Source organism: Burkholderia sp. 22313 (genome assembly GCF_052045245.1).
Classification (GTDB): Bacteria; Pseudomonadota; Gammaproteobacteria; order Burkholderiales; family Burkholderiaceae; genus Burkholderia.
In genome coordinates this window covers 99,011-113,268 of the sequence record NZ_JBQEON010000008.1, presented here as the reverse complement: position 1 = coordinate 113,268, position 14,258 = coordinate 99,011, and the positions used below count along the sequence as shown (strand labels likewise).

Sequence of the window (14,258 nt, the reverse complement as noted above, 5' to 3'; positions counted from 1 at the left end):
GGGTCTGCTGCTACCGCAGCGGGCCGCGTCGCCGCTGCTCGAGCGGCGACGGGCGTGATGGTGCTTCAGTGCTTCGTCGCGTCAGTATCAGGACGTGCTGTAGTGCGTATCGAAGACCGAGCGCAGCGTCGACGGGCCGGTCGCGAAGTCGCCCCACAGCGGGCCGTCGTTCTGCGCGAACGCGAACGGTGACGTGCTGATCGACGCGAGGCGGAAGCGCCATTGCGCCGCTTCCTGGCGGAACGCGGTGAGCTGCATGTCGGACAGCCCGGTCTGCGCGTTCGCGAGCGTGACGAGCGGATCGACCGGATCGTTCGCGATGCGCACTTCGAAGTGCAGATGCGGGCCGGTGGCCGCGCCGGTCATCCCGACCGAACCGATACGTTGCCCCTGCTTCACGGTTTCGCCGGTCTTCAGCCCGCGCGCGTAAGCGGACAGGTGTGCGTAGTAGGTCGAATAACCGTCCGCATGATCGACGATCACGTAGTGGCCGTAGCCGCCCGGATCGGTGCCGACGAACGACACGACGCCGTCGGCCGCCGCATTGACGGGCGTGCCGGTCGGCGCGGCGAGATCGACGCCGGTGTGGAACGCCATCGCCTGCGACAGCGGGTGGATGCGTTCGCCGAAGAACGAGCTGATGCGCGTCCACTTGACGGGCATCGTGAACGCGGCCGCTTCGAGCGGCGCGCCGTCGAGCGTGTAGTACGCGCCATGGTCGGCGCCCGGCGCGCGGAACCAGAGCGCGCCGAAGGTGCGGCCCGCGACGCGCAGTTCGAGCGCGGTGAGGTGCGGCGTGCCGTTGTTCGTGTCGTACGCGAGGCGGTAGTAGTCGCCGCGCTGCGCCGCGGCGCTCATCGCGACCTTGCCGGTGACGAGATCGCCGAGCTGGATGCGCACTTCGGGCGGCACGTCGAGACGGTTCAGCGTATCGGACAGCGTGAGCTCGATGTCGCCCGCGCGCATCCCGTGCTGGTGTTCGGGCGCAGCGAACTGGAACAGGCTCGCGTAGCCCAGCATGTCGTTGCGGTGCGCGCTGAGCGGCGCGAACAGGCCCGGCTGCGGGTTGCGATCGCCGCGCTCATTGAGTTCGTTGCGCTCGCCGAGCGTGCGCGCGAGTTCGCTCGTCACGAAATGCTGCGCGGTGGGAAACGGCGTATCGGACAGCACGCGCTGCGGCAGCGCGGCCGTGCCCGAATCGACGGCGCCCGGCAGTTGCGACACGGCCGGCAGCGCGGCGGCCAGACCGAAGGCGGCGAGGGCGCCGAGCACGGCGGCCGGCACGAGCGCGCGCACGAGGCGCTGCGCGCGGCCGGGCGCGAAAGCATCAGGGGTTGCGGCAGACTTGACCAAAGGTGTCCACATCCAGGAAAGCGGTTCAAAGAGGTGTGGGCAGGAGCCATCGGCGGCACATCCGTCGAGGAGCGACGGGGCGGGCGACGGGCGTGCAACAAAACAGGCCCCGCCAGGGGCCTGTGTCGTTTCCGTTCGACCCAACTCGCGGGCAGGCCCGCTTCGAACGGCGGCGTGAACTTGCCGGGTCGAACCCGGATTATCACGAAGACGCTAAAGAAAGATGACAGCGTCAGTCTACCGATGTTCCGCGAAACGTTAAAAATTTTAAAGAGGGTCGGCGCACTCGTTTCGCACTGCGGTAAATCGGGTTAAATCAGCATTTATTGCGCGACATTTCGTCAGACAGGCAATTTTTGCGCACGTCCGCGCGCACGCAACGCAGGGGAAGTTCTGACCGCGTCGAACCCGGCGTCGAGCATCGCTTCCGCGTCGTTCCACCGATTGCCGCGCAAGCGGTTGGTCCAGATCATCGACGCGAACACGCCTTCGAGCAGCGACACGAGATACACCGCGGCGAGGTGCACGTCGAGCTCGGCGGCGAGTTCGCCGGCCGCGATAGCGCGGCGCAGCAGTGCCTTCGTGATGCGCAGCATCTGCAGCTCCAGCAGCATCCGGCGCCGTTGCAGCGCGCCGTTCTCCTCGCTCTGCTCGCACTTCGTATAGAGGATCACGAGCACGCGCTGCATCGCGCCCGGCTCGCCGCATTGCTGCAGGTAGTGTGACGCCGCGCGGCGCAGCGTCGCGAACGCGGGCAGGTGGTCGACCGCGTCGAACCCTTCCGACGTGCGCGCGAACGCACGGTCACACAGCGCGAGACACACTTCCATCTTGTTGCGGTAGTGGCCGTACACGGCGCCTCGCGACATCCCGGCGGCCTCGGCGAGGTCCGCCATCGCGGTTTGCGCGACGCCTTTTTCGAGCAGCACGAGCTCGGCGGCGTCGAGGATCCGGTGCTTGATGGCGAGCGATTCTTCCCGGGTCTTGCGGGCCATGACGTGAATTTCCTTACAGTTCGCTGTCGCTTTATTGAGACAGTATGACGGGCAGCTTGCAAACGCATTTAATTAATCAGTCGTGACTGATTATAATCGGCCACCCTGAGCCGCCGCATTGTATCGGCGGCGAACGATCCGAGGTCACACATGAATAACAAACGCTCCCTGGGGCGCCGCCTTCGGCTGGCGCCGTTCGCGCTCGCGGCCGTGCTGGCCGTGACCGGATGCGGAAAGGGCGAACAAGACAAGGCGCCGGAGGCCGTTCAGAACGCGACGGTCGTGACGGTGCGGCCGACGGCCGTGCCGATGACCGTCGAATTGCCGGGCCGGCTCGACGCGTACCGGCAGGCGGAAGTGCGCGCGCGGGTCGCGGGCATCGTGACCGCGCGGACTTACGACGAAGGGCAGGAAGTGAAGCAGGGCGCGGTGCTGTTCCGCATCGATCCCGCACCGCTGAAGGCCGCGCGCGACGCCGCGCAGGGCGCGCTCGCGAAGGCGCAGGCCGCCGCGCTCGCGGCGAGCGACAAGCGCCGCCGTTACGACGACCTGGTGCGCGATCGCGCGGTCAGCGAGCGCGATCACACCGAGGCCGTCGCCGGCGACACGCAGGCGAAGGCCGACGTCGCGTCCGCGAAGGCCGAACTCGCCCGCGCACAACTGCAGCTCGACTATGCGACCGTCACCGCACCGATCGCGGGGCGCGCGCGGCGGGCGCTCGTCACCGAAGGCGCACTCGTCGGCCAGGACCAGGCGACGCCGCTCACGACCGTCGAGCAGCTCGATCCGATCTACGTGAATTTCTCGCAGCCGGCGGCCGACGTCGACGCGTTGCGCCGCGCGGTGAAGAGCGGGCGCGCGACGGGCATCGCGCAGCACGACGTCACGGTGACGCTGCTGCGCGCCGACGGCACCGCGTATCCGCTGAAGGGCAAGCTGCTGTTCAGCGATCTCGCGGTCGACCCGACCACCGACACGGTCGCGATGCGCGCGCTGTTTCCGAACCCCGAGCGCGAGCTGCTGCCCGGCGCGTATGTGCGGATCGCGCTCGACGCGGCGGTCGACCAGCGCGCGATCCTCGTGCCGCGCGATGCGCTGCTGCGCACCGCCGATCGCACGTCGGTGCGCGTGGTCGGCACGAACGGCAAGGTGAAGGACGTCGAAGTCGTCGCCGACCGGATGAGCGGCCGCGACTGGCGCATCACGCGCGGCCTCGCCGGCGGCGAGCGCGTGATCGTCGACAACGCCGCGCAGTTCGCGCCCGATACCGCCGTCAAGCCCGTCGAGCAGGCAACGCCGACGAAGGCCGCGTCACCGGCGGCCGCCCGTCAAACCTGACCGGTTCACCTAGACCAACATGGCACGCTTCTTCATCGATCGCCCCGTCTTCGCGTGGGTGATCGCACTCTTCATCATGCTCGGCGGCGCGTTCGCGATTCGCGCGCTGCCGGTTGCGCAGTACCCGGACATCGCACCGCCCGTCGTCAGCATCTATGCGACCTATCCGGGCGCGTCCGCGCAGGTCGTCGAGGAATCGGTGACCGCGCTGATCGAGCGCGAGATGAACGGCGCGCCGGGGCTGCTGTATACGTCCGCGACGAGCAGCGCCGGGATGGCATCGCTCTACCTGACGTTCAAGCAGGGCGTCAACGCCGATCTCGCGGCCGTCGAAGTGCAGAACCGGCTGAAGACGGTCGAGGCGCGGCTGCCCGAACCGGTGCGGCGCGACGGCATCCAGGTCGAGAAGGCCGCGGACAATATCCAGCTCGTCGTGTCGCTGACGTCGGACGACGGCCGGATGAGCGCCGTGCAGCTCGGCGAATATGCGTCGGCGAACGTGGTGCAGGCGCTGCGCCGCGTCGACGGGGTCGGCCGGGTGCAGTTCTGGGGCGCCGAGTATGCGATGCGGATCTGGCCCGACCCGGTGAAGATGGCCGGGCATGGCCTCACCGCATCGGACATCGCGACGGCCGTGCGCGCGCATAACGCGCGCGTGACGGTCGGCGACATCGGTCGCGGCGCGGTGCCGGACAGCGCGCCGATCGCGGCGACGGTGTTCGCCGATGCGCCGCTGAAAACGCCGGCCGATTTCGGCGCGATCGCGCTGCGCACGCAGCCGGACGGCGCCGCGCTCTATCTGCGCGATGTCGCGCGCGTCGAATTCGGCGGCAACGACTACAACTATCCGTCGTACGTGAACGGCAAGATCGCGACCGGCATGGGCATCAAGCTCGCGCCGGGCTCGAACGCGGTAGCCACCGAGATGCGCGTGCGCGCGGCGATGGACGAGCTGTCCGCGTATTTCCCGCCCGGCGTGAAGTATCAGATTCCGTACGAGACGTCGTCGTTCGTGCGCGTATCGATGAACAAGGTCGTCACGACGCTGATCGAGGCCGGCGTGCTGGTGTTCCTCGTGATGTTCCTGTTCATGCAGAACCTGCGCGCGACGCTGATTCCCACGCTCGTCGTGCCGGTCGCGCTCGCGGGCACGTTCGGCGTGATGTACGCGGCCGGCTTCTCGATCAACGTGCTGACGATGTTCGGGATGGTGCTCGCGATCGGCATCCTGGTCGACGATGCGATCGTCGTCGTCGAGAACGTCGAGCGGCTGATGGTCGAGGAGGGGCTCGGGCCCTACGATGCGACCGTCAAGGCGATGACGCAGATCAGCGGCGCGATCGTCGGCATCACGGTCGTGCTGACGTCGGTGTTCGTGCCGATGGCGTTCTTCGGCGGCGCGGTGGGCAACATCTACCGGCAGTTCGCGCTGGCGCTCGCGGTGTCGATCGGCTTCTCGGCGTTCCTCGCATTGTCGCTGACGCCCGCGCTGTGCGCGACGCTGCTCAAGCCGGTGTCCGGCGACCATCACGAGAAGCGTGGCTTTTTCGGCGGGTTCAACCGCTTCGTCGCGCGTTCGACACAGCGGTATGCGACGCGCGTCGGCGCGATGCTGAAGAAACCGCTGCGCTGGCTCGTCGTGTACGGCGTGCTGACCGCGGCCGCCGCGCTGATGCTCACGCAACTGCCGACCGCGTTCCTGCCCGACGAGGACCAGGGCAACTTCATGGTGATGGTGATCCGGCCGCAGGGCACGCCGCTCGCGGAAACGATGCAGAGCGTGCGGGAGGTCGAATCGACTATTCGGCACGACGAGCCGGCCGCGTACACGTTCGCGCTCGGCGGCTTCAACCTGTACGGCGAAGGGCCGAATGGCGGGATGATCTTCGTCACGCTGAAGAACTGGAAGGAACGCAAGGCCGAGCGGGACCACGTGCAGTCGATCGTCGCGCGCATCAACGCACACTTTGCGGGCACGGCGAACACCACGGTGTTCGCGATGAACTCGCCGGCGCTGCCCGATCTCGGCTCGACGAGCGGCTTCGACTTCCGGCTGCAGAACCGCGGCGGGCTCGACTACGCGGCATTCAGCGCCGCGCGCGAGCAGCTGCTTGCCGCAGGCGGCAAGGATCCGGCACTGACCGACGTGATGTTCGCCGGCACGCAGGACGCGCCGCAGCTGAAGCTCGACATCGATCGCGCGAAGGCGTCGGCGCTCGGCGTGTCGATGGACGAGATCAACACGACGCTCGCGGTGATGTTCGGCTCCGACTATCTCGGCGACTTCATGCACGGCACGCAGGTGCGCCGCGTGGTCGTGCAGGCCGACGGGCCGCACCGGCTCGATCCGGACGACGTAAAGAAGCTGCGCGTGCGCAACGCGCGCGGCGAGATGGTGCCGCTCGCGGCGTTCGCGACGCTGCACTGGACGCTCGGGCCGCCGCAGCTCACGCGCTACAACGGCTATCCGTCGTTCACGATCAACGGCTCGGCCGCGCCGGGGCACAGCAGCGGCGAAGCGATGACCGCGATCGAGCGGCTCGCCGCGAAGCTGCCGGCCGGCATCGGCCATTCGTGGTCGGGGCAGTCGTTCGAGGAGCGGCTGTCGGGCGCGCAGGCGCCGATGCTGTTCGCGCTGTCGGTGCTCGTCGTGTTCCTCGCGCTCGCGGCGCTGTACGAAAGCTGGTCGATCCCGTTCGCGGTGATGCTGGTGGTGCCGCTCGGCGTAATCGGTGCGGTGCTCGGCGTCACGCTGCGCGCGATGCCGAACGACATCTATTTCAAGGTGGGGCTGATCGCGACGATCGGGTTGTCCGCGAAAAACGCGATCCTGATCGTCGAAGTCGCGAAGGACCTGGTCGCGCAGCGCATGCCGCTCGTCGACGCCGCGCTCGAGGCCGCGCGGCTGCGGCTGCGGCCGATCGTGATGACGTCGCTCGCGTTCGGCGTCGGCGTGCTGCCGCTCGCGTTCGCGTCGGGCGCCGCGTCCGGCGCGCAGATGGCGATCGGCACCGGCGTGCTCGGCGGCGTGATCACGGCGACGGTGCTCGCGGTGTTCCTCGTCCCGCTGTTTTTCGTGATCGTCGACCGCCTGTTCGACGTCGGCCCGCGCCGGCGCGGCGGCACGCGGCCGGCGACGATGGAGGGTTCGCAGTGATGTTTGCGTTGAATGCACGCGCCGTGCCGAGGGGTCGAATCGCGCTGGCCGCCGCACTCGGGTTCGCGCTTGCGGGCTGCTCGCTCGCGCCGCGTTACGAGCGGCCGGCGGCGCCGGTGCCGGCCAGCTATGCGCCGGTCGATGGCGGGACGGAGCAGGGTGTCGAACCGGCTGCGTTTGCGTCCGCCGATGCCGCGCGGCTCGACGACTGGCGCACGTATTTCACCGATCCGGCGCTGCAGGCATGGATCGACGCGGCGCTCGCGAACAACCGCGACCTGCGGATCGCGGCCGGCCGGCTCGACGAAGCGCGCGCGCTGTACGGCGTGCAGCGTGCGGACCTGATGCCGGCGGTCGACGCGAACCTCGGCTACGAGCGCACCCGCCAGTACGATCCGGTCGTGCGCGAAAGCGCGGTGAGCGGGCTGTATCGCGCGGGCGCCGGCATCAGCGCATACGAGCTCGATCTGTTCGGCCGCGTGCGCAACCTGTCCGATGCGGCGCTCGCCGAATATTTCGCGACGTCAGACGCGCAGCGCACGGTGCGCATCGGCGTGATTGCCGAAGTGGCCGGCGCGTACGTGTCGGAGCGTTCGTTGCACGCGCAACTGGCGCTCGCTCAGCGCACGCTCGATGCGCGCGAGCGCATCGCGTCGCTCACGCAGCGCCGCCATGCGGCCGGCACGAGCGATGCGATCGAGCTGCGCTCGGCCGAGATGCTCGTTGCATCGGCGCGGGCATCGCAGGCCGCGCTGCAGCGCGAACATGCGCAGGCGGTGCGCGCGCTGCAATTGCTCGCCGGCGATTTCGCGCGCACCGTGCCGGCCGACGGCACCGCGCTCGACATGCTCGCGATCGCGCCGGTGGCGCCCGGCGCGCCGAGCGCGTTGCTCGAACGGCGGCCGGACATCCGGCAGGCCGAGTCGCGGCTCAAGGCCGCGAACGCGCAGATCGGCGCCGCGCGTGCGGCGTTTTTCCCGCGCATCGCGCTGACGACCGACTACGGTTCGGTCAGCGACGCGTTTTCGACCCTGTTCGCAAGCGGCACGAGCGTGTGGACGTTCGCGCCGCGCATCACGCTGCCGCTCTTCGCGGGCGGCCGCAATCGCGCGAACCTCGACGTCGCGAACGCGCGCAAGCACATCGCGGTCGCCGAATATGAGAAGGCCGTGCAGACCGCGTTCCGCGAAGTGGCCGACGCATTCGCGGCGCGCGACTGGATCGAGCGCCAGCTCGCCGCACAGCAGGACGTGTACGCGGCCGACGGCGCGCGGCTGAAGCTCGCCGAGCGTCGCTATGCGGGCGGCGTCGCGACCTATCTCGAACTGCTCGACGCGCAGCGCAGCACGTACGAGTCGGGGCAGGAACTGATCCGTCTCAAGGCGCTGAAGCTCGCGAACGCGATTGCGCTGTATCGCGCGCTCGGCGGAGGCTGGACGCCGGCTGCGGCGGGGGAGGCTGCAGCGTGATGGCTTAGCCGGGCCCCGCTACGTGGTGGCGNCCACCCCGGTCGGCATGGCTTCTGCCGGGCCGCTGGCCGTGCTGGACGATGCGTGCATGTGCGCGTCGTCGCCCCCCTGTTTTTCCTCCCGCTGTCGAGCCGAAGGGCCAGCTTCTACGCTTCGACCCGACACGCATCCCGGCGACCAATCGCGTCGCCGATGGCCGCGGAGCCGGCCTGGTTTCCTCCTTGTTCGATTCGATCCCGTGCGCCGGATGTCGCACGGGCGTGCGGCTTTTGCACGCGGCTTTTAAACCTGGATTGACGATTCGATTAATTCCCGTATCGGAAATAATAAGAGGCGACAAAGTGTCGCGGTAAAACGTTTGTGTGTATCGCGCAATCGTTTGCGCGAGAAATTCGATGCGTCTGAAATTGCTCGTTAATTTCCTCCCAGTTGAAAATCATTGAATGCTTTCGTTGCGGTCGGACAACGATGGCGGGATCGAGCAGAATTTTGTCTTTTCCAATGGGTGATCCGGCAAAGCCAATCCCACCAAGGAGGTGGCCGGATTATGGCAATCATGGAAAGGAAAATATCTTTAATTTTCAGTTGGTTCCATGGAAGGGAAAGGGATTGCCAATGAAAATATCCGGATTGGAAATTCTCTGGAAAGAGTGGATTTGAAAGTGCGTAAAAAATGAATTGTCATTGCCGATTTGACAATGCTTTACAGAATTCTTTCATTCCTATCTCGATAATGCGGCCTCGTGACGGACGGAAGCCAACCACACGCTGCTTTTGTATCCGCCACGTCCGCCATTCCCATTGCAATTCTCACGGAAAACGTCATGAAGAAATCCCTCCTGACCGCTGTCGCACTCGCAGCCCTGTCCACCTCGGCCTTCGCAGAGGGCACGGGCACGATCAACTTCACGGGCGAGATCGTCGCGGGCGCATGCGGCATCGATTCGGGCTCGGTCAACCAGACCGTGAACCTCGGCAAGGTGCCGACGCACACGTTCAAGCAGGCGGGCGACAAGTCCACGCCGGCCAACTTCGACATCAAGCTGACCGACTGCGACACGAGCATCGCGCAGAACGCGTACTTCACGTTCACGGGCACGTCGAGCGCCGGCCAGCCGAAGCTGCTCGCGACGATCGGCTCGGCGACCAACGTCGGCATCCGCCTGCAGGCAGCGTCGGGCGAGTACCTCGACAACGGCGCCGAGCAGAAGGCACCGACCGTGCTGCAGAACGGCACGAACGTCGCCCGCTTCGCGGCCATGTACGAAGCGACGGCAGCCGGCGTGACGCCGGGTACCGCCGACGGCGTCGCGAACTTCACGGTCCGCTACCAGTAAGCGTCCCTGCCGGAGAAGGGGTGCGCGCACCCTTTCTCCCGCCTCGTTTCCTTCCCGCTCCTTCTTCCCTGGATTTCCGGTAGCGCCGCGTGCGAATCAGACATTCCTTCCTTTGTGCCTCCGTGCTGGTCGTCGGCAGCCCGAGCCATGCGACGGAATTCAATGCGTCGTTCCTCGATATCGACGGCACGCGCAACGTCGACCTGTCGCAGTTCTCGCAGGCCGACTTCACGCTGCCGGGCGAGTACATGCTCGACGTGCAGGTCAACGACCTGTTCTACGGGCTGCAGGCCATCCAGTTCATCGCGCTCGACGCATCCGGCGCGGGCATGCCGTGCCTGCCACCGGAACTCGTCGCGCAGTTCGGGCTGAAGCCGTCGCTCGCGAAGGATTTGCCGCGCTTCCAGGGCGGACGTTGCGTCGACCTCGGCGCGATCGAGGGCGCGACCGTGCGTTACCTGAAGAGCGACGGGCGGCTCAAGATCACGATTCCGCAGGCCGCGCTCGAATTCACCGATGCGACCTACTTGCCGCCGGAGCGCTGGTCCGAGGGGATTCCGGGCGCGCTGCTCGACTATCGCGTGATTGCCAACACGAACCGCAACTTCGGTGCGGGCGGCGGGCAGACGAATTCGATCCAGGCCTACGGCACGATCGGCGCGAACTGGGACGCATGGCGCCTGCGCGGCGACTACCAGGCGCAATCGAACGTGGGCAACACGGCGTACGCGGACCGCACGTTCCGCTTCAGCCGGCTCTACGCGTTTCGCGCGTTGCCGTCGATCCAGTCGACGGTGACGTTCGGCGACGATTACCTGAGCTCGGACATTTTCGACACGTTCGCGCTGACGGGCGCGTCGATCCGCAGCGACGACCGCATGTTGCCACCGTCGCTGCGCGGCTACGCGCCGCTGATCTCGGGCGTCGCGCGCAGCAACGCGACCGTGACCGTGTCGCAGGCGGGCCGCGTGCTGTACGTGACGCGCGTGTCGCCGGGCGCATTCGCGCTGCAGAACATCAACACGAGCGTGCAGGGCACGCTCGACGTCGCGGTCGAGGAAGAGGACGGCAGCGTGCAGCGCTTCCAGGTGACGACGGCCGCCGTGCCGTTCCTCGCGCGCACCGGACAGTTCCGCTACAAGGCCGCCGTCGGCAAGCCGCGGCAGTTCGGCGGCGCCGGCATCACGCCGTTCTTCGGCTTCGGCGAAGCCGCGTATGGCTTGCCGTTCGACATCACGATTTACGGCGGCTTCATCGCCGCGTCGGGCTATACGTCGATCGCACTGGGCGTCGGCCGCGATTTCGGCACATTCGGCGCGGTATCGGCCGACGTCACGCATGCGCGCGCACGCCTGTGGTGGAACGGCACGACGCGCAACGGCAATTCGTATCGCATCAACTATTCGAAGCACTTCGACGGGCTCGACGCGGACGTGCGCTTCTTCGGCTATCGCTTCTCCGAGCGCGAGTACACCAACTTCGCGCAGTTCTCGGGCGATCCCACCGCGTATGGCCTCGCCAACAGCAAGCAGCGCTACTCGGCGACGATGTCCAAGCGCTTCGGCGACACGTCGACGTATTTTTCGTACGACCAGACGACCTACTGGGCCCGTGCGTCGGAACAGCGTGTCGGCCTCACGCTGACGCGCGCGTTCTCGATCGGCGCGCTGCGCAACCTGAACGTCAGCGTGTCGGCCTTCCGCACGCAGAGCGCGGGCGCGAGCGGCAACCAGTTCTCGGTGACCGCGACGCTGCCGATCGGCGGCCGCCACACCGTCACGTCGAACCTGACGACGGGCAGCGGCAGCACGAGCGTGAACGCGGGCTACATCTATGACGAACCGGCCGGCCGCACCTATCAGGTCAATGCGGGCGCGACCGACGGCCGCCCATCGGCGAACGCGAGCTTCCGCCAGCGCACGTCGACGTACCAGCTGACCGCGCAGGCCTCGACGCTCGCCAACGCGTATGCGGCCGCGTCGCTCGAAGTCGACGGCTCGTTCGTCGCGACGCAGTACGGCGTATCCGCGCACGCGAACGGCAACGCGGGCGATACGCGCCTGCTGGTGTCGACCGACGGCGTGCCCGACGTGCCGCTGTCCGGCACGCTCACGCATACCGACTCGCGCGGCTATGCGGTGCTCGACGGCCTCTCGCCGTACAACGTGTACGACGCCACCGTCAACGTCGAGAAGCTGCCGCTCGAAGTGCAAGTGTCGAACCCGATCCAGCGCATGGTGCTGACCGACGGTGCGATCGGCTTCGCGACGTTCTCCGCCGCGCGCGGCAGCAACCTGTACCTGACGCTGACCGACGCGGCCGGCAAGCCGCTGCCGTTCGGCGCCTCGGTGCAGGACGCGGCGAACGGCAAGGCGCTCGGCATCGTCGGCGAGGGCGGTGCGGCGTTCCTGACCCAGGTGCAGCCGAAATCGGCGCTCGCGGTGCGGGCGGGCGAACGCACGCTGTGCACGGTGGACGCACTGCCGAACCCGCTTCAACTCGAAGGCACGCCGATTCCGGTGACGTGCCAGGCGCCGGGCGAGTCGCATGCAGCGGCCGCTCGCGTCGAACGATGACTCTCACGGATCCAGCGATGAACCCAGCTTTCTCCCTTTCCTTCTTGCGTCGCACGTCGTGCGTGCTGACCGCGGCAGGCGCGTTGCTTGCCGGCGCCGGCGCCGCGCACGCGGCGATCGTGCCGGACCGCACGCGCGTGATCTTCAACGAAGGCGAACAGGCCGCGATCGTCACGATCACCAACAAGAGCACGACGTACCCGTATCTCGTGCAGTCGTGGCTCGAGGACACGCACGGCAACAAGATCACGTCGCCGCTGATGGTCGTGCCGCCGCTGCAGCGCATCGAGGCGAACGAGCGCAACGTGCTGCGGATCGCGAAGCTGCCCGGCGCCGCGCTGCCGGCCGATCGCGAATCGGTGTTCTACCTGAACATCCGCGAAGTGCCGCCGAAGACCGACACGCCGAACACGCTGCAGATCGCGTTGCATACGCAGATGAAGCTGTTCTACCGGCCGAAGGGCGTGCAGCCGGCGCGCGACGAGGACTGGACGCTGCCGATGACGCTGCGCGTCGACGCGGCCGCGCACAAGCTCGTGTTCGACAACCCGACGCCGTATCACGTGACGGTGGTCGACGTGAGCGCGGGCGCGCGGAAGACCCCGGTGCCGATCGAGCCGGTGATGGTGAACCCGATGGGCACGGCCGACGTGCCGTTCAAGGCCGCGGCGCCGTCGACGCTGTTCGTCACGCATATCGACGATTACGGCGGCCAGGTGGCGGTCGAGTATGCGTGCGACGCGGGTGCGTGCAAGAGCGTGAAGCCATGAGCGGCGCGCGACGAAATGAAAGCGCGGCAAGGATGCCCGCGTGGCTCAAGTGGTGCGTGCTCGGGCTGTTCGTCGTGCTGGCGCAACCGGTCTGGGCCGTGCGCTGCGTCGCGAATGGCGGCGGCACGATGCTGACGGAAGCGATCGGCAACGTCGCGTCCTATCCGACCGACGCACCGGACGGCTACGTGATCTGGGTGTCGCCGCCGCGCACGACGACGGGGTACTGCTACAAGGATCTCGGCGGCGACATGAAGACGTTCGGCGAGTGGATCTATTTCTACGCGAACCCCGAAAAGCAGAATCCCGCCGCATGGGGGCTCGAGATCGGCATCCGTTACCAGGGGCAGGATTATTTCGGCCGCAGCAGCCAGCCGGGCGACGGCGTGCAGACGAATACGTATGTGCAGCCTTGTGCGTTGAGCGACGCCGCGGTCAAGGCCGGACGTTGCGAGAAATTTCCGCTGAGCATCACCTATCAGGTCGTGATTCGCAAGCGCGGCAACTGGGTGCAGCCCCCGTCCGACATTTACGCCGTGTTCCAGTTCGACGGCAAGGGCGGGCTGAACTACATCAACCCCAGCTTTCGCTACAAGCTGAGCGGCCTGCGCAACCTGAAGCCGACGCCATGCTTCGTCGACGTGCTGGTGACGCCCGAACCCGGCGTCGTCAACTTCGGCCAGGTGCAGGCGGTGGCTAACGGCTTCATGCCGGCGGTGCCGCGCAAGCGCTTCTCGTTGTCGTTGACCAAGAAATGCAGCGTCGCGGTGCGGGTCGACGGCTATTTCGAAACGAGTTTTCCGGTCCGGAACGGCTTGCTGGTACCGGCGAAGGACAGCAATTTCGGGATCGGCATCGAGGACAGCCAGGGCAAGGCGATTCCGTTCAACCAGCAGTTCGCGCTCGCGCAGCTTGCGCCCAGCGTGATGAATCAAAGCGTGTTGATGGATGCGGTGCTGAAGTCGTTCGGCTCGCCCAGGATCGGGCGTTTCGATGCGACCGCAACGATCCGGTTGTTCATCTATTGACGTGACGCGCGCGTGCGCAACCGGGCGCACCGCACGCAGGACATGAAAAAAGCGCCGACATGCCGGCGCTTGTCTTCCTGACTCGCCGCGATGCTCAACGCACCCAGCGACAGACCTTGTGATGATGGTGCTCGAAGTGGCACACGCGGTGCGGATGCGCTTCGGCGATGGCCGGCACGAGCACGGCGGCGGCGACGGCGGCCGCGGTGAGGGTTTTCAGTAGCGTCTTCATGTC

General features: G+C 67.2%; 10 protein-coding genes. 7 read left to right on the top strand and 3 right to left on the bottom strand.

Going from position 1 to position 14,258, the window contains the following annotated elements:
* Positions 1-87 precede the first annotated feature (87 nt).
* Positions 88-1,353 carry a M23 family metallopeptidase gene (locus ACTJKF_RS09175; RefSeq protein ID WP_440623242.1) on the bottom strand — a complete coding sequence of 422 codons (1,266 nt, stop codon included), beginning with the start codon at positions 1,351-1,353 and terminating at the stop codon, positions 88-90.
* Positions 1,354-1,694: 341 nt separating this feature from the next.
* Positions 1,695-2,348 (bottom strand): TetR family transcriptional regulator, encoded by a 654-nt coding sequence (locus ACTJKF_RS09170; protein WP_440623241.1) that lies wholly within the window; start codon positions 2,346-2,348, stop codon positions 1,695-1,697.
* A 150-nt stretch (positions 2,349-2,498) separates the two neighbouring features.
* Here ACTJKF_RS09170 and ACTJKF_RS09165 point away from each other — a divergent pair, with 150 nt between their 5' ends.
* The 7 genes from ACTJKF_RS09165 (at position 2,499) to ACTJKF_RS09135 (ending at position 14,023) form a co-directional block, all read left to right on the top strand.
* The gene (locus tag ACTJKF_RS09165) at positions 2,499-3,686 is read left to right on the top strand and encodes a MexX/AxyX family multidrug efflux RND transporter periplasmic adaptor subunit (RefSeq protein WP_440623240.1); all 1,188 of its coding nucleotides are present in this window, start codon (positions 2,499-2,501) and stop codon (positions 3,684-3,686) included.
* A gap of 19 nt (positions 3,687-3,705) precedes the next feature.
* The gene (locus ACTJKF_RS09160) at positions 3,706-6,843 is read left to right on the top strand and encodes a multidrug efflux RND transporter permease subunit (RefSeq protein ID WP_440623239.1); all 3,138 of its coding nucleotides are present in this window, start codon (positions 3,706-3,708) and stop codon (positions 6,841-6,843) included.
* Positions 6,843-8,312, top strand: coding sequence for an efflux transporter outer membrane subunit (locus ACTJKF_RS09155; protein WP_440623238.1), 1,470 nt, complete (start codon positions 6,843-6,845; stop codon positions 8,310-8,312). Before ACTJKF_RS09160 ends, ACTJKF_RS09155 begins: the two co-directional genes overlap by 1 nt.
* A gap of 824 nt (positions 8,313-9,136) precedes the next feature.
* Entirely contained in the window at positions 9,137-9,649 is a 513-nt protein-coding gene (locus tag ACTJKF_RS09150) for a fimbrial protein (protein ID WP_440623237.1), read from the top strand.
* 122 nt (positions 9,650-9,771) lie between these two features.
* Positions 9,772-12,225 (top strand): fimbria/pilus outer membrane usher protein, encoded by a 2,454-nt coding sequence (locus ACTJKF_RS09145; RefSeq protein ID WP_440623317.1) that lies wholly within the window; start codon positions 9,772-9,774, stop codon positions 12,223-12,225.
* Between the two features lie 17 nt (positions 12,226-12,242).
* Positions 12,243-12,995 (top strand): fimbrial biogenesis chaperone, encoded by a 753-nt coding sequence (locus tag ACTJKF_RS09140; RefSeq protein WP_440623236.1) that lies wholly within the window; start codon positions 12,243-12,245, stop codon positions 12,993-12,995.
* On the top strand, positions 12,992-14,023 hold the full coding sequence (locus ACTJKF_RS09135; RefSeq protein ID WP_440623235.1) for a fimbrial protein: 1,032 nt from the start codon (positions 12,992-12,994) through the stop codon (positions 14,021-14,023). Before ACTJKF_RS09140 ends, ACTJKF_RS09135 begins: the two co-directional genes overlap by 4 nt.
* 94 nt (positions 14,024-14,117) lie before the next feature.
* Here the strand turns inward: ACTJKF_RS09135 and ACTJKF_RS09130 are convergent, their stop codons facing one another.
* Positions 14,118-14,255 (bottom strand): HHHH-motif protein, encoded by a 138-nt coding sequence (locus ACTJKF_RS09130; protein ID WP_014897078.1) that lies wholly within the window; start codon positions 14,253-14,255, stop codon positions 14,118-14,120.
* Positions 14,256-14,258: the final 3 nt, after the last annotated feature.